Source organism: Streptomyces sp. NBC_00335 (assembly GCF_036127095.1).
GTDB lineage: Bacteria > Actinomycetota > Actinomycetes > Streptomycetales > Streptomycetaceae > Streptomyces.
Map to the genome: position 1 here is coordinate 3827192 of NZ_CP108006.1, position 15975 is coordinate 3843166.

Annotated in this window: 13 protein-coding genes; 4 read left to right on the forward strand and 9 right to left on the reverse strand. The window is 73.5% G+C overall.

From position 1 onward, the window contains the following. Positions 1–6: 6 nt before the first annotated feature. A complete protein-coding gene (locus OHA37_RS17035) occupies positions 7–2481 on the forward strand; it encodes a DEAD/DEAH box helicase (protein WP_266906094.1) in 2475 nt (824 codons plus the stop codon). Positions 2482–3034: 553 nt separating this feature from the next. Here OHA37_RS17035 and OHA37_RS17040 read toward each other — a convergent pair. The 7 genes from OHA37_RS17040 to ssd form a co-directional block, all read right to left on the reverse strand. Further along, positions 3035–3397 (reverse strand): Rv3654c family TadE-like protein, encoded by a 363-nt coding sequence (locus tag OHA37_RS17040; protein ID WP_266906096.1) that lies wholly within the window; start codon positions 3395–3397, stop codon positions 3035–3037. Continuing rightward, positions 3394–3747, reverse strand: a complete 354-nt coding sequence (locus tag OHA37_RS17045) for a TadE family type IV pilus minor pilin (protein ID WP_266906098.1) — start codon at positions 3745–3747, stop codon at positions 3394–3396. The genes OHA37_RS17040 and OHA37_RS17045 overlap by 4 nt, the downstream gene beginning before the upstream one ends. Beyond that, on the reverse strand, positions 3734–3934 hold the full coding sequence (locus OHA37_RS17050; protein WP_266912872.1) for a DUF4244 domain-containing protein: 201 nt from the start codon (positions 3932–3934) through the stop codon (positions 3734–3736). The genes OHA37_RS17045 and OHA37_RS17050 overlap by 14 nt, the downstream gene beginning before the upstream one ends. Positions 3935–4150: 216 nt before the next feature. Further along, positions 4151–4927, reverse strand: a complete 777-nt coding sequence (locus OHA37_RS17055; RefSeq protein ID WP_266906100.1) for a type II secretion system F family protein — start codon at positions 4925–4927, stop codon at positions 4151–4153. Next, the gene (locus OHA37_RS17060) at positions 4927–5811 is read right to left on the reverse strand and encodes a type II secretion system F family protein (RefSeq protein WP_266906102.1); all 885 of its coding nucleotides are present in this window, start codon (positions 5809–5811) and stop codon (positions 4927–4929) included. Before OHA37_RS17060 ends, OHA37_RS17055 begins: the two co-directional genes overlap by 1 nt. Further along, positions 5808–6956 carry a TadA family conjugal transfer-associated ATPase gene (locus tag OHA37_RS17065; RefSeq protein ID WP_266906104.1) on the reverse strand — a complete coding sequence of 383 codons (1149 nt, stop codon included), beginning with the start codon at positions 6954–6956 and terminating at the stop codon, positions 5808–5810. Before OHA37_RS17065 ends, OHA37_RS17060 begins: the two co-directional genes overlap by 4 nt. Continuing rightward, on the reverse strand, positions 6953–8125 hold the full coding sequence (ssd, locus tag OHA37_RS17070; RefSeq protein WP_266906106.1) for a septum site-determining protein Ssd: 1173 nt from the start codon (positions 8123–8125) through the stop codon (positions 6953–6955). Before ssd ends, OHA37_RS17065 begins: the two co-directional genes overlap by 4 nt. Before the next feature lie 532 nt (positions 8126–8657). On the opposite strand from ssd, the gene OHA37_RS17075 reads away from it, so the two are divergent. Continuing rightward, a complete protein-coding gene (locus OHA37_RS17075; protein ID WP_266906108.1) occupies positions 8658–9527 on the forward strand; it encodes an HAD family hydrolase in 870 nt (289 codons plus the stop codon). Positions 9528–9926: 399 nt separating this feature from the next. On the opposite strand, the gene OHA37_RS17080 is transcribed toward OHA37_RS17075, so the two are convergent. Then, positions 9927–10787: an oxidoreductase gene (locus OHA37_RS17080; RefSeq protein ID WP_266906110.1), complete on the reverse strand. Its 861-nt coding sequence runs from the start codon at positions 10785–10787 to the stop codon at positions 9927–9929. A 109-nt stretch (positions 10788–10896) separates the two neighbouring features. Here OHA37_RS17080 and OHA37_RS17085 point away from each other — a divergent pair, with 109 nt between their 5' ends. Then, entirely contained in the window at positions 10897–11907 is a 1011-nt protein-coding gene (locus OHA37_RS17085) for an ATP-binding protein (protein ID WP_266906112.1), read from the forward strand. On the opposite strand, the gene OHA37_RS17090 is transcribed toward OHA37_RS17085, so the two are convergent. Then, positions 11861–13210 (reverse strand): hypothetical protein, encoded by a 1350-nt coding sequence (locus OHA37_RS17090; protein WP_266906114.1) that lies wholly within the window; start codon positions 13208–13210, stop codon positions 11861–11863. The two genes, OHA37_RS17085 and OHA37_RS17090, sit on opposite strands and share 47 nt — an antisense overlap. Before the next feature lie 236 nt (positions 13211–13446). On the opposite strand from OHA37_RS17090, the gene OHA37_RS17095 reads away from it, so the two are divergent. After that, the gene (locus OHA37_RS17095; RefSeq protein ID WP_266906116.1) at positions 13447–15852 is read left to right on the forward strand and encodes a SulP family inorganic anion transporter; all 2406 of its coding nucleotides are present in this window, start codon (positions 13447–13449) and stop codon (positions 15850–15852) included. Positions 15853–15975 lie beyond the last annotated feature (123 nt).

Below are 15975 nucleotides of genomic sequence, written 5' to 3' on the forward strand. Positions count from 1 at the left end.
GCCGCGATGGCATTCAATCACTTACCGGCAGGCGCGCACGACGCCTTCGGACCATTGTCCCGCACGCCGGTGACACACTCGGTTCCAATGGCCAACACTCACCGTCCCGGTCCGCCCACGGCACCCGAGGACGTCAGACCCACCCCCGGCACGGTCCTGGACCGGCTGTCACGGGGGCCTTCCCGGGCTGCGCGCATCACCCATACGGAGCACTTGCCCGCTCGGGAGGGTCGTCATGCGGTCTGGCCCGATCGCATCCGAACTGATGTCGTAGCCGCGATTGAGGCCGCCGGGATCGACCATCCGTGGGAACACCAGGCCGCGGCCGCCGAGCACGCCCTCGACGGGGAGTCCGTGATCGTCGCCACGGGCACCGCCTCGGGCAAGTCGCTGGCCTACCTCGCGCCCGTGCTCTCGGCCCTCGCCGACGGGGCCGAGGCGCCCAACGGCCGGGGCGCGACCGCCCTGTACCTGGCCCCGACCAAGGCTCTGGCCGCCGACCAGCGCCGCGCCGTACGGGAACTGGCCGGCCCCCTCGGCAACGCCGTACGGCCCGCCGTGTACGACGGGGACACCCCGGTCGAGGAACGCGAGTGGGTGCGCCAGTACGCCAACTACGTCCTGACCAACCCCGACATGCTGCACCGCGGGATCCTCCCGGCCCACCCGCGCTGGTCCTCCTTCCTGCGGGCCCTGCGCTACGTCGTCATCGACGAGTGCCACACCTACCGGGGCGTCTTCGGCTCCCACGTCGCCCAGGTAGTGCGGCGGCTGCGCCGGCTGTGCGCCCGCTACGGCTCCGATCCCGTGTTCCTGCTGGCCTCCGCCACCGCGAGCGACCCGGCGGCCTCCGCGTCCCGCCTGACCGGCCTGCCGGTGGTGGCGGTCTCCGACGACGCCTCCCCGCGCGGCGAGGTCGTCTTCGCCCTGTGGGAGCCGCCCCTGACCGACCTCAAGGGCGAGCGGGGCGCACCCGTACGGCGTACGGCCACCGCCGAGACCGCCGACCTCCTCACCGACCTGGTCGTCCAGGGCGTCCGTACGGTCGCCTTCGTCCGCTCCCGGCGCGGCGCCGAGCTGATCGCCGTGATCGCCCAGGAGAAGCTCGCCGCCGTGGACCGCTCGCTGCCCCGGCGGGTCGCGGCCTACCGCGGCGGCTACCTGCCCGAGGAGCGCCGGGCCCTGGAGCGGGCCCTGCACTCCGGGGACCTGCTCGGCCTGGCCGCGACGACCGCCCTGGAGCTGGGCGTGGACGTCTCCGGCCTCGACGCCGTCCTGATCACCGGCTACCCGGGCACCCGCGCCTCCCTGTGGCAGCAGGCCGGCCGGGCCGGGCGCTCGGGCCAGGGCGCCCTGGCCGTCCTGATCGCCCGCGACGACCCGCTGGACACCTACCTGGTCCACCACCCCGAGGCCCTCTTCCGCCAGCCGGTGGAGGCCACGGTCCTGGACCCCGACAACCCCTACGTCCTGGCCCCGCACCTGTGCGCGGCCGCGGCCGAGCTACCGCTCACGGAGCCCGACCTCGACCTCTTCGGCCCGGCGGCACGCGACCTCCTCCCCCAGCTCGAAGCGGCGAAACTGCTGCGCCGCCGGGCCACGGCCTGGCACTGGACCCGCCGGGAACGGGCCTCGGACCTCACGGACATCCGGGGCGGCGGCGGACGCCCGGTGCAGATCGTCGAGGCCGCCACGGGCCGCCTGCTGGGCACGGTCGACGAGGAGGCCTCCCACACCGCCGTCCACGACGGTGCGGTCCACCTCCACCAGGGCCGCACATACCTCGTGAAGCACCTGGACCTGGAGGATTCCGTCGCGCTGGTCGAGCAGGCCGATCCGCCGTTCTCCACCACGGCCCGCGATACGACCGCCATCTCCGTCCTGGAGACCGAGACGGAGATCGCCTGGGGCCGGGGCAAGCTCTGCTTCGGCTCCGTGGAGGTCACCAACCAGGTCGTCTCCTACCTGCGCCGCAAACTGATCACCGGTGAGGTGCTCGGCGAGGCCAAACTGGACCTGCCGCCCCGCACCCTGCGCACCCGGGCCGTGTGGTGGACGGTCACCGAGGACCAGCTCGACGAGGCCCGGATCAACCCGGAGATCCTCGGCGGCGCCCTGCACGCCGCCGAGCACGCCTCCATCGGCCTGCTCCCGCTCTTCGCCACCTGCGACCGCTGGGACATCGGCGGGGTCTCCGTCCCGCTGCATCCCGACACCCTCCTTCCGACGGTCTTCGTCTACGACGGCCACCCGGGCGGAGCCGGCTTCGCCGAGCGCGCCTTCCACACGGCCCGCGCCTGGCTGACGGCGACCCGCGACGCGATCGCCGCCTGCGAATGCGAGGCCGGCTGCCCGTCGTGCATCCAGTCCCCCAAGTGCGGCAACGGCAACGACCCCCTGCACAAGCGCGGCGCCGTCCGCCTCCTCACCCACCTCCTCTCGGAATCCCCACCCCCCACCCCACCGGCAACGACGCCCTGAGCCCCTCCGAACCCCCAGCCCGAACCCCCGGGCCGAACCTCCGGCCCGAACCCCCGAGCCGGACCCGCCGAGCCAGGGACACCGGCGGACGCCCAGGCTTCGCGGGACCGCCGGCGATTGGCTTGATTTCGCCCCTGATGCCGCCCAAACCAAGTCAGTCCGTCCAGACCACGTGCACCCCACCCGGCCCGCAGCACCCCGCCCAGACCCCGGCGCCCACCCGGACCGGGCAGTCAGCCCAGACCCTGGGGCAACCCGCCCGGCCCGCAGCATCCCCGCCCAGGCCCTGGCACTCCGCCCGGCCCGGCCCGGCCCGCAGCACACCCCGCCCGGACCCCGGCGGCCCACCCGGACCGGGCAGTCGGCCCAGACCCTGGCAGCCCACCCGGACCGGGCATCGGCCCAGGCCAGGCAGTCGGTCCGCGGAGCACGCACCCGTATCCCCGGACCACACCTGAGCCCCCTGGGCCCTCCAGGACGGCCCGCCCGGGCACCGGCGGCCCCCGCACCCCGCACGGTCCCGGACCCGGGTTACCGGGCCCGTGGAGGCCCCTCACCGGGGCTCCACGGGCAACGGCGGGCCCGCGCGGGAGCGCAGCTCGGGTCCGAAGTGGCCCGTCGGGGCGCGGGCGGTGACCTCCGCGACCTCGCCCGTCACCACGCACGCGGTGACCCGCGCGCCCTGCGCCACCGCCACCCGTACCGCCGTGGCGCAGGCGGCCTCCGGGCCGTGGGCCCAGCTCGCCGCCGCCGCGAGGGCGGCCAGGTCGGCGGCGGCCGCGGCACGGTGCCGGGAGACCACCGCCTGCCCGAGCAGGAGCGCCCCGCCGAACACCGCCACCAGCACGGTCACCACCACGACCGCCCACACCGTCGCCGACCCCCGGTCCCGCGCGCCCGCACACCTCCCGGTCACGGCGGCGGCCCCACGGTGTCCTCGGCCAGGGCGGCGGCCAGGGCGGTGAGCCGGACCGGCAGCGCGGCCGGGCCCGGGGCGGGAGCCGAGACGCGGACCTGCCACAGGTCACCCTTCCGCGAGAGCTCCACCCGCGCCCCGGGCGGGGCGGCGGCCACGGCTGCCGCCACCGCCACGCCCGCCGGCTCCGACCGGGCCGCCACCCGGGCACCGGCCCGAGCGGCGTCCACACACCTGATCTGCGCGGCCGCCGCCATCAGCGCCCACACCAGCAGCGCCGCGAACAGCACCAGCGCCGGAATCACCAGGGCCGCCTCCGCCGTCACATATCCGCGGTCAGAACGGCGCATCGAGTGCCTTCCCGATGGTCGACTGAAGTGCCGTCGCGACCAGTTCACTCGTCACCACCTTGTACAGAACGGCCGCGAACGCACACGCCGCGATCGTGCCCATGGCGTATTCGGATGTGGACATTCCCGCATCGCCCCCACGGCCCTTCCGTCCCGCCGGCCCCGCCAGCCCTACCAGTCCCGCCATTGCCGCCCGCACTCGAATCCAGATGATCGACATGACAACCTCCCGTTGATTCAGCTTTTTGACGTGATCTCAGATCTCAGATGTCGGATGGTCATTTCAGGTGGCCAATTCGGTCGGCCATTCAGACGGTCCTTCGGATGCCCCTCAAGCAGCCCCTCACGTAGTCCTTCACGCGGTCCTTCACGCGGTGCTTCACGCAGCCCTTCACGCAGCCCTTCAGCTCGCTGAGAGGAGGCCGGAGGCCATTCCGATCACCACCGGCGCCACTCCCAGCGCAAGGAAGGCGGGGAGGAAGCACAGGCCGACCGGTGCGGTGACCAGGACCGCCGCCCGCTGCGCCCGGGCTCCCGCCAGGCGGGCGCGGTCCGCCCGGAGCGTCGAGGCGAGCCGGGACACCGGTTCCGCGGCGGGCGCCCCCGTACGCGCGGAGCGCTCCAGGCATTCGGCCAGGGCGCGCGCTCCCGGTATCTCCGCCAACCTCCCCCACGCGGCGCCCGGTTCACCGCCGAGCCGTAGCTCCGCCCCGGCCATCGCCAGCCGTTCGCCCACCGGGCCGCCCAGCGACTCCCCCACCGCCTCGGCGGCGTCCACCGGCCCGGCTCCGGCCGCCAGGCACGCGGCCAACAGGTCCGCGGCGAACGGAAGCTGACGCTCCGCCTCCCCAAGGTCCACCCCCGTGGCCGGCCGTCGCCGCGCGAGCCACCTGCGGACCGCGAAGCCCGCCGCGCAGCCGGCCACCGCGCCCGCGAGACCGCCGATCAGCAGCCAGACCGCCGCCAGCGCTCCGGCCGGCCCGGCCCAGGCCGTCACCGCCGCCCGCAGCCGGGGCCCGGCCGGCGGCCGCCTGCGCGCCGCCGTCACCGCGAGCAGCCGGGTGAGCCGGCGCCGGGCCGACCGCTCCCGGATGCGCGCAGCCGCCGCCGACGCCGCCCACAGGGCCGCCGCCGCGAGGCACAGGGCCATCCCCAGCCTGTGGATCGCGAAGCCGTCCATCACCGCTCCCCCACCCGGACGATCCGCCGGCACCACAGCAGCCCCAGCGCTTCCAGTGCCGAGCCCGCCAGCAGGCAGCCCCATCCGACCGGCGTGTGCAGGAGCACCCGCAGCGGATCGGCCCCCAGCCCGGTACCGATCAGCAGGCCGACCCCCGGGAGCAGGGCGAGCACCGCCGTCGTCGATCTCGCGCCCGTGAGCTGGGCGCGCAGTGATTCCTCCCGGTCCCGCTCGGCCCGCAGGGCCCCTTCCAGCCGGTCCAGTCCGGCGGCCAGCCCGGCGCCGCCGTCCACCGAGACCCGCCAGCAGGCCGCCATCGCCGCGAGCCCCTCCGCGCCGGGCTCCCGTGCCGCCTGCCGCAGTGCCGCGGCCACGTCCCCGCCGAAGGCGGCGGCCGCCAGGACCCCGGCCTCAGCGGCTCCCGGCCCGCCGGGACCGGACACCGTCCGGCGCATCGCCTCGCTCAGCGCCCGGCCGGGCTGCGCACCGGCGCGCAGCTCGCCGACCACGGCTCCGCACAGGGCCACCACTTCGGCGGCCCGCGCCGTCCGGGCCCGCGCCCGCTCCCTGCCCCGCAGCCACCGGCGCACCAGCGGCACGGCCGCCGCCCCGGCGAGCAGCGGGATCACCGACCCGCCCAGCAGTGCGAGCGCCAGCCCGGCCCCGAGGCAGGCCCACTCCCTGCTGCGCGCGGCCCGGACCCGGGCCCCGGCCACCAGGTGCTCCCAGGGCGCCGGTCCGGCCGGTACCGGCGGCCCCGCCCCGGCCAGTACGGCTCTGGCCCGCCGGGGCACCCGGTCGGCCCCGGCCAGCGCCCAGGCGGCCGCTCCGGCGCACACCACCCCGGCGAGCACCGGCAGCGCCGCCACCGCCCCGGCGCTCACCGGGCACCCGCGAGCAGCGGGCGCAGCCGCTCCCAGCCCCGGTCCCTAACGAACCCCCGGGCGCCCCAGCGCAGCGCCGGCACGGTGACCACGAGCCCGGCGGTGTCCCGCTCCAGGACGTGCACCTCGGCGACCCTGCGCCGGCCGGCCCGGTCCCGTACGAGGTGGATCACCAGGGTCAGGGCCGCCGCCAACTGGCTGTGCAGGGCGGCCCGGTCCAGCCCGGCGGCCGTCCCGAGAGCCTCCAGCCGGGCCGGCACATGGGCGGCGGCATTGGCGTGGACAGTGCCACAGCCGCCTTCGTGGCCAGTGTTGAGGGCGGCCAGCAGGTCCGCGACCTCGGCGCCCCGGACCTCGCCGACGACGAGCCGGTCCGGCCTCATCCGCAGCGCCTGGCGGACCAGGTCGGCGAGGGTGACCTGGCCGGCTCCTTCCTGGTTGGCCGGCCGGGTCTCCAGCCGCACCACGTGCGGATGGTCGGGCCGCAGCTCGGCCGAGTCCTCGGCGAGCACGATCCGCTCCCCGGGACCGACCAGCCCGAGCAGGGCGCTGAGCAAGGTGGTCTTGCCGGTGCCGGTCCCGCCCGAGACCAGGAAGGACAGCCGGGCCCGCACCATGTCCCGCAGCAGGCGCTGCCCGCCGGGCGGCAGCGTGCCCGCCGCGACCAGCTCCTCCAGCGTGAAGGCGCGCGGCCGCACCACCCGCAGGGACAGGCAGGCCGATCCGACGGCTACCGGAGGCAGTACGGCGTGCAACCGGGTGCCGTCGGGCATCCGGGCGTCGACCCAGGGCCGGGCGTCGTCGAGCCGGCGCCCGGCGACGGCTGCGAGCCGCTGGGCGAGCCTGCGCACGGCGGCGGCGTCGGTGAAGGTCACCCCGGTCAGCTCCAGCCCGCCGCCGCGGTCCACCCACACCCGGTCGGGGGCAGCCACCAGGACGTCGGTGACCTCGGGGTCGGCGAGGAGTGCCTCCAGCGGGCCGGCGCCGACCAGTTCGGACCTCAGTTCCGCGGCGACGCCGAGCACTTCCGCGTCGCCCAGCAGCCGGCCCTGGGCCCGCAGGGCCGCCGCCACCCGCGCCGGGGTGGGCTCCGCCCCGCTCTCGGCGAGCCGCTGGCGCACCGCGTCGAGGAGTACGGCGCTCATGCCGACACCCCCTGGGCGGAGCCGAGCGCGCGCTGCCAGAAGCCGTCACAGAAGCGGGCCAGGGCGCCCCGACCGTGCGCTCCCGGGGGCTCGCCCTCGGCCACCCGGCCCGGGAGCCCCACCTCCACCGGCACCTCGCCGGCCAGCGGCACCCCCAGCAGTCCGGCGACGGCCTCCGCGTCGAGTCCGCCGGGCGCGGGGCCCCGTACGACCACGCGGACGTCGCGGGCCACCATGCGGACTCCGGCGGACACCCGGCCGGCGGCGGCCACCGCCCGCAACTCGCCCCGCACCACCATCAGCACCAGGTCCAGCTGCGCGAGGACCTCGGCCACGGCTTCGTCGACCCGGCGCGGCAGGTCGACCACGACGACCCCGCCCCGGCGCCGCGCGGCGGACACCACCGAGCGCATCGCGGCGGGCGGCACCACCACGCGGTCCCCGCGGTCCCAGCTGAGCACCCGCAGGGCGTGCAGCTCGGGCAGGGATTCGGCGAGGGCTCCGGCGCCGACCCGGCCGCGCGAGGCGGCGAAGTCGGGCCAGCGCAGCCCCTCGGCGGCTTCGCCTCCCAGCAGCACGTCCATACCGCCGCCGAGGGGGTCGCCGTCGATGAGGATGGTCCGCTCGCCGGCCCGGGCGGCCCGCAGGGCCAGGGCGCAGGCGAGGGTGGAGGCTCCGGCTCCGCCGCTGCCCCCGATCACCCCGACCGTGAGGGCGGGCCGCCCGGCCCCTTCCACCACGTCGGCGATCCGGTCGACGAGCCGGTTCTCGGCGTCGGGGAGGGTCAGCACCTCCTCGGCGCCGATCTCCACCGCCCGCTGCCATACGTGGGGGTCGTCCAGATCCCGGCCGACGAGGAAGACCCCGTCCCGCCGGGGTGCGCCGCGCACCCGCCGGGCGGCATCGTCGCCGACCAGGACGAGCGGCGCCGATTCCCAGCCGACCCCTGCGACCCCTGCGACCCCTGCGACCCCCGCGATCCCCAAGCCGCCCGCGGCCCCCGGGGCGCTCCCGCCACTCCCGTCGCCGCTCTCACGGTCGGCTCCGCTTTGCTCGGGCACCGCGTGGTGCACATGCGGCTCGGCCCCCGCGGCGGCGCACAGCCGCAGCAGGTCGTCGAGCAGCAGGGGGTCCTCGGTGATGATCAGCGGCCGCCCACCGGCGGCCACAGGCCCTCCGGCCCCGGGATTCAGCCTGTCCCCGCCCGCCACCGCGAGATCCCGGACTTCACACGACTTCGATCCAGCCACGATCTCCGCCTCCTTCTCACCGCAAATCCAGCGCCGCGGACTTCGCGGCCGGAATCACCGTGACGGGATCGGGAAAAGGAAGTGGATCTTGCTCTAAAACCGTGGACAGCCGCCCCATTGTGAATAACTCGCTCACCCCAACAGGTGAGTTCCGGAGCGCGCCGGAACGACTACGCACCGTGACGAGTTCGAGAGGGTGAGGGCCTTCGACGCGCGGGCCCCTCGAAGACGAGGAGACCGAGGAATGATCACTTGGGGTCGAAAGCAGGGACGCGAACCGCGTCCGGACATGCGACGACCCCCGCCGGGGGGGAGAGCGGGGGTCGTCCCCACGGTCCGACTCGGGGGGGGAGGAGCCAGACCGGGTTAGCACGGTCGCGAACGATCCGTGACTTCCATGGTGTACCCGAGAGCCTTCTCAGGCAAACCCACGCGCCGCACTTTACGCCGAATGGTGGGCGCATATGCTCGGGTCGTGGAAAATCAGCCCTTGCCGCACTCCTTGCCTCGCACCGCAGCCTTCTTCGACCTGGACAAGACGGTCATTGCGAAGTCGAGCACTCTGACGTTCAGCAAGTCCTTCTACCAGGGCGGCCTGATCAACCGAAGGGCCGTGCTGCGCACCGCCTACACGCAGTTCATCTATCTGGCCGGCGGCGCCGACCACGATCAGATGGAGCGGATGCGGGAGTACCTGTCCGCCCTCTGCAAGGGGTGGAACGTGCAGCAGGTCCGGGAGATCGTCGCCGAGACCCTGCACGACCTCATCGACCCGCTGATCTACGACGAGGCCGCATCCCTCATCGAGGCCCACCACACCGCGGGCCGCGACGTGGTGATCGTGTCCACCTCCGGAGCCGAGGTCGTCGAGCCCATCGGCGAGATGCTCGGCGCCGACCGGGTCGTCGCCACGCGCATGGTCGTGGGCGAGGACGGCTGCTTCACCGGCGAGATCGAGTACTACGCCTACGGCCCCACCAAGGCGGAGGCCGTACGGGAACTCGCGGAGTCCGAGGGGTACGACCTCGCGCGCTGCTACGCGTACAGCGACTCGGTCACCGACATCCCGATGCTGGAGGCGGTCGGGCACCCGCACGCGGTCAATCCCGACCGGGCCCTGCGCCGCGAGGCGGTGGCGCGCGAGTGGCCCGTCCTGGTGTTCAACCGGCCGGTCCGGCTCAAGCAGCGGCTTCCGGGACTGTCGATGCCCGCACGGCCGGCGCTGGTCGCCGCAGCCGCGGTGGGCGCGGCCGCGGCCACCGCCGGGTTGGTCTGGTACGCGAGCCGGCGGCGCGCCCTGGCCGCAGCCGCACCCCGCTGACCTGCACGAACACCGAATGTCCGGTACATCCGCAATCGCACCGTAAAGCAAAGAAATGCGGCCAGGGGTTTCGCTCCGCACCGAAGCGGAGTACAAAGGAATCACGGCCCGCGAGACCAAAGAACATCCGAGAGGATCATCTTTAAAACGCAGTAAGGCCCACGGACCGAAGCATGAACGCCGAGCACCCACGCGACGTCGACCCGTCGATTACGGGCCAGCCGCACCAGGTAACGGGCAAAGATCCCGACCTGATGGGCAATCATTGAGGACGCTTGGTAACTGGGCGTAAATGCCAGCGGCGACACCAGAGCAGTACGGTGTCGCCGCAACCCATGCCCGGACCCGCCAGCCGGCCGTCAGGCCGCCAGGCCGGCCGTCAGACCGTCAGGCCAGACGTCAGGCCGCACCGCGCTGGAGCGCCTCGCAGACCGCCGTCGACTCGCGGACCCCGAGCTCGATCGCGCGGCCGCAGTGCGCGATCCAGGCCGACATCCCCTCCGCGGTCCCGGAAACGTAGCCCTTGAAGGCCTCCACGTAAGCATCCCGGCCCTGTTCCGCGTGCCCGACCTCCGCCGGACAGATCGCCTTCGGGTCCAGGCCGCTGTTGATCAGCACGATCCGCTCCGCGGTCCGCGCCACCAGGCCGTTGTACGAGCCGAACGGACGCAGCGCGAGCAGCTCGCCGTGCACCACCGCCGCCGTGATCAGCGCCGGAGCGGAACCGCCCGCGATGATCAGGCCGGAGAGCCCGTCCAGCCGGCCCGCCACCTCCTGCGCGTCGGGCAGGGGCAGGTCGATCAGCGGCTCGTCCACCGGCTCACCGGCCAGGCGGGGCCGGCCGACCACGTCGCCGTCGGCGGTGGAGCCCGAGGCCACCAGGTGGAGCCGCGCCAGGACCCGTAGGGGCGACTGGCGCCAGATGCTCAGCAGCTGGCCCGCCTCGGCCGTCAGACGCAGGGCGGCGCCCACCGTGCGGGCCTCCGGCTCCGAGCCGAAGTCGCTCCGGCGGCGGACCTCCTCCAGCGCCCAGTCGGCCCCCGACAGCGCCGCGCTCCCGCGCGCTCCGCGCAGCGCGGCCTCCGAGGCGACCGCCACGGCGCGGCGGCGCATGACGCGGTGACCGTAGACCCGGTCCACGGCCTTGCGTACGGATTCCACGGACTCGGAGACGCCCGGCAGAGCGCCCAGCGGGGCGAGCGGGTCGGCGGAGGCGGAAGAGGCGGCCGAAGAGGCGGCGGAAGCAGAGGCGCTACTCATAAGTAAGGAGCCTACGCACTGCTCCCCCATAGCACCGACCCCTCCTTGGAGTGGTCTTCTTCACTCAGGCATGCAACACAAAGCCACCGACCCACTACCCTTGGTGAACATGAAGATCGCTTTCGTGGGGAAGGGCGGCAGCGGCAAGACCACGCTGTCCTCCCTTTTCATCCGCCACCTCGCCTCCAATGAAGCCCGTGTCGTCGCGGTGGACGCCGACATCAACCAGCACCTGGGCACCGCGCTCGGACTCAGCGAGGACGACGCGGCCTCGCTCCCCGCGCTGGGCGCGCACCTGCCCCTGATCAAGGACTACCTGCGGGGCTCGAACCCGCGCATCGCCTCCGCCGACACGATGATCAAGACGACCCCGCCCGGCACCGGCTCCCGGCTGCTGCAGGTCGACGAGGACAACCCCGTCTACGACGCCTGCGCGCGCACCCTGACGCTCGACGGCGAGCCCGTACGGCTGATGGCGACGGGGCCCTTCACCGAGTCCGACCTGGGCGTGGCCTGCTACCACTCCAAGGTCGGCGCGGTCGAGCTCTGCCTCAACCACCTCGCCGACGGCCCGGACGAGTACGTCGTCGTCGACATGACGGCCGGCTCCGACTCCTTCGCCTCCGGCATGTTCACCCGCTTCGACGTGACCTTCCTGGTCGCCGAACCGACCCGCAAGGGCATCTCCGTCTACCGCCAGTACAAGGAGTACGCGCGGGACTTCGGGATCACGCTCAAGGTCGTCGGCAACAAGGTGCAGGGGCCGGAGGACATCGAGTTCCTCCAGGACGAGGCCGGCGAGGACCTGCTGGTCACCGTCGGGCAGTCGGACTGGGTGCGGGCGATGGAGAAGGGCCGCCCGGCCGCCTTCGAGCTGCTGGAGGCCACCAACCGGCTGGCCCTGCAGGCGCTCCAGGACGCCGCGGACGACTCCTACGCGCACCGCGACTGGGAGCGGTACACCGAGCAGATGGTCCACTTCCACCTGCGCAACGCGGAGAGCTGGGGCAACGCGAAGACCGGGGTCGACCTGGCGGATCAGGTCGACCCCGGTTTCGTCCTACGGGAGCTGCTCACTCCTCGTTCTGACTCGCTCCTGCCGGCTCCTCAGCCGGCTTGACCCCGGCGGGGGCGGCCGGCTTGGCCGGCGGCCCCGCCGTCAGGAAGGTGCTCCAGCCCGCCTTCGGCGCCTCGCCGACGTCGAGGGTGCGCATCCACTCCAGGGCCTTCGGGTCCTGGGCGTCCAGCCAGTCCACCAGCTCGCGGAAGGGCACGCAACGGACCTCCTTCTGCGTGCACATGGTCTTGATGGAGTCCTCGACGGCACGCATGTAGGTGCCGCCGTTCCAGGATTCGAAGTGGTTGCCGATGATCAGCGGCGCGCGGTTGCCCTGGTAGGTCCGCTCGAAGGCCTTGACCAGGCCGTCGCGCATCTGCTCGCCCCAGTACGCGTGCTGGGAGGGGTCGCCCTGCGTGGTCGTACCGGACTGGTTGACCAGGTAGTTGTAGTCCATGCTGAGCGTTTCGAAGGCGCGGCCCGGCATGGGGACCAGCTGGAGCGGGATGTCCCAGAGGCCGTCCGTCTTCTTCGGCCAGATCTGCTTGCTGATGCCGCTGGAGTCGTAGCGGAAGCCGCCCATCTCCTTCGCCGCCAGCATGAAGTTCTTCTGGCCTTCGAGGCAGGGGGTGCGGGCCCCGATCATCTCCTTGTCGTAGTCGAACGGGAGCGCCTCCATGCCCTTGAGGGCCGGCGAGTTCGTCTTCCAGTTCTTGACGAACGACTTCGCCTGGTTGATCTCGCTCTTCCACTCCTCCACGGACCAGGTCCCGACGCCGCCCTCGGGTCCGCAGAAGTGGCCGTTGAAGTGGGTGCCGATCTCGTTGCCCTCCAGCCAGGCCTCGCGCACCTGGAGAGCGGTGTCCTTGATGCCCTGGGGGTCGCCGAAGCCGATGTCGGAGCGGCCCGCGGAGTGCTGGGGCGCGGTGTAGAGGGAACGCTTCTCCTCCGGGAGCATGTACACGCCGCTGAGGAAGTACGTCATACGGGCGTTGTACTTCTTGCCCACCTCACGGAAATGCGAGAAGAGCCGCTGGCTGTCCTCTCCCGCCCCGTCCCACGAATAGACGACGAACTGCGGCGGCTTTTCGCCGGGCTTCAGCTTCTCCGCCTTCCGTACGTTCGGCTGCAGGCCCGTGTACGAGGTCGAGCCGTCCCCGATGAGCCGCTTGACGCTGCCCGGCGCCGGGCCTTCCGGCGCGGCCGCGCCCTTCTTGGCCGGCTGGGCTCCGGGGGCCGGACGGCCGGCGGGCTCCGAGGTGCTGCACCCGGCCACTCCCAGGACCAGCGCCGTGGCGACGAGACCACCGGCGATCCTCTTCTTGGCGGCCTTCTTCTTGGCGGGCCTCTTCGTGGTGGCAGTCATCCGCCGCACCTCTTCCCTCGCAGTTCCGTCGCAGGACTTCCGCGCCGCAACGTCCCACGCGGTCCGTTTTAAGGAAGGTGTGACAAGCCGGACTAAATGCCTAATCACCCGTGAGCGCTAATTCCTAGGCCGTTTGCCCGTATTACTCACCACAGAGCTTTACTCTCCATTACCGTTCATTTACCGAGTGTTGAGAATCCCGCCGCTTCACCCCTCCCCCCGAGGAGACGGGACCTATGCCAGCCACCCCCTCCCCCACTTCCCCTCCCCCCACCAAAGGCCTCCCGGCCGGCCTCCAGGCCGACCTCTCCGCCTCCGTAGCCGTCTTCCTGATCTCCCTGCCGCTCTCCCTCGGCATCGCCCTGGCCACCGGCGCCCCACTGCAGGCGGGGCTCGTCGCCGCGGCCGCCGGCGGGATCGTGGCCGCACGGCTCGGCGGAACACCGCTCCAGGTGAGCGGCCCCGCGACCGGACTCACCGTCGTCACCGCCGAGTTGATCCAGCACTACGGCTGGCGCACCACCTGTGCCATCACGGTGCTCGCCGGTCTGTGCCAGCTCGGGCTCGCCGCCCTGCGGACCGCCCGGTCCGCGCTGATGGTGAGCCCGGCGATCGTCCACGGGATGCTCGCCGGTGTCGGCGTGACCATCGCGCTGGCACAGCTGCACATCGTGCTCGGCGGCACCCCGCAGAGCTCCGCCCTGGCCAATGTCCGCGGACTTCCCGACCAGTTGGCCGATCTGCATCCCGCCGCGCTCGGCGTCAGCGTGCTCACCCTGGCCGTCCTGCTCTGCTGGCCACGACTGCCGGGGCGCACCGGGCGGAACCTGCGCAAGGTGCCCGCCGCGCTGGCCGCAGTCGCCGTCGCCACGGCCTGCGCCGCCCTCGCCGGACTCAGCCTGCCCCGGGTCGACCTGCCGTCCTGGCGCAGCCACGCGCTGCCCGAACTGCCCGAGGGGCCGGTCCTCGGCATCATCGCCGCCGTCCTGACCATCACCCTGGTCGGCAGTGTGGAATCCCTGCTCTCGGCCGTGGCCACCGACAAACTGATCGCCACCCAACGGAGCACGCAGGGGCGTCCCGCCCGGGCCGACCTCAACCGCGAACTGCGCGGCCAGGGCGCGGCGAACATCGTCTCCGGGGCGCTGGGCGGACTGCCCGTCGCGGGCGGCGCCGTCCGCAGCATGGCGAACGTCAAGGCAGGGGCCGTCAGCCGCCGTTCGGTCATGCTGCACGGGCTGTGGATCCTGCTCGCCGCCGGCCTGCTCGTGCCCGCCCTCGACCTGATCCCGCTCGCCGCGCTCGCCGCGCTCGTGATGGCGGTGGGCGTGCAGATGGTGAGCGCCACTCACCTGCGCACCGTCACCCGGCACCGCGAGTTCCTCGTCTACGCCACGACCATCGTGGCCGTGGTGCTCGGCGGAGTCCTGGAGGGCGTCGCCATCGGCATCGCGATGGCCGTCGCCCTGGCCCTGCACCGGCTGGCCCGGACCCGGATCACCGTCGAACTGCTCGACAGCGGGGTCCACCGGGTGTGGGCCCGCGGGCAGTTGACGTTCCTCGCGGTACCGCGGCTGAGCCGGGTGCTGAACCAGATCCCGCACCACGGGCACGCCGTCATCGAGCTGGACGGCTCGTTCATGGACCACGCCGCCTACGAGACCCTCCAGGACTGGCAGGACTCCCACCTGGCCCACGGGGGCTCGCTGGAGGTCACCGGCCGGTCGGGAGCCAGGACCGCCGAAGCCGAGCAGGCCCAGCGGGCCGAGCCGGGTGCCCAGCGGGGTGCCCAGCGCAGTACGCAGCGCGGGGACCACCAGTGCTGCCGGCCCTGGACCCCGTGGCAGAACCACTGCGACCACCGCGGCACGGTGTCCCGTACGGACCCGGCGGCGGCCGAGAGCCCGGCCGCGCCCCCCGCTCCCACCCCGGCCCCCACCCCGCCGGCCGGGCCCCGCGGGCGCGGGGCCGGTCAACTGGCCAACGGGATCAGCGCCTTCCAGCGGGACACGGCTCCGCACGTGCGCGAGGAGCTGGCCCGGCTGGCCCGGGAGGGGCAGCGACCCTCGCAGCTCTTCCTCACCTGCGCGGACTCCCGCCTGGTGACCAGCATGATCACGGCCAGCGGCCCCGGGGACCTGTTCACCGTCCGCAACGTCGGCAACCTCGTCCCGCTCCCGGGGGCCGAGTCCACGGACGATTCGGTCGCGGCGGCCATCGAGTACGCCGTGGACGTCCTGAAGGTGGACAGCATCACGGTCTGCGGGCATTCGGGGTGCGGGGCCATGCAGGCGCTGCTCAGCTCCGCGCCCGGGGTGCCCATGACCCCGCTGCGTCGGTGGCTGCGGCACGGGCTGCCGAGCCTGGAGCGGATGGCGAGCCGCCATCACGCCTGGGCGCGGATCTCCGGGAGGCTGCCGGCGGATGCCGTGGAGCAGCTGTGCCTGACCAATGTGGTGCAGCAGCTGGAGCACCTGAGGGCGCACGAATCGGTGGCCCGCCGGCTCGCCGAGGGCACGCTGGAGCTGCACGGGATGTACTTCCACGTCGGCGAGGCGCAGGCGTACCTGCTGTCGGAGGGAGAGGACTTCTTCGACTGCCGGGTCTTCGACACCGTCGGCGCGGGCGCGCTGCGCGGCTGAACGGCCGAACGGCCAACCGGCCAACCGGCCGAAGAGCCGACCGGCCGACCGGCTGAACGGGTAGACCCCCTCCGAGCGGGAGCTTTGAACCGATACCCTCCCGTATCCGTGCCACTCAGTGGC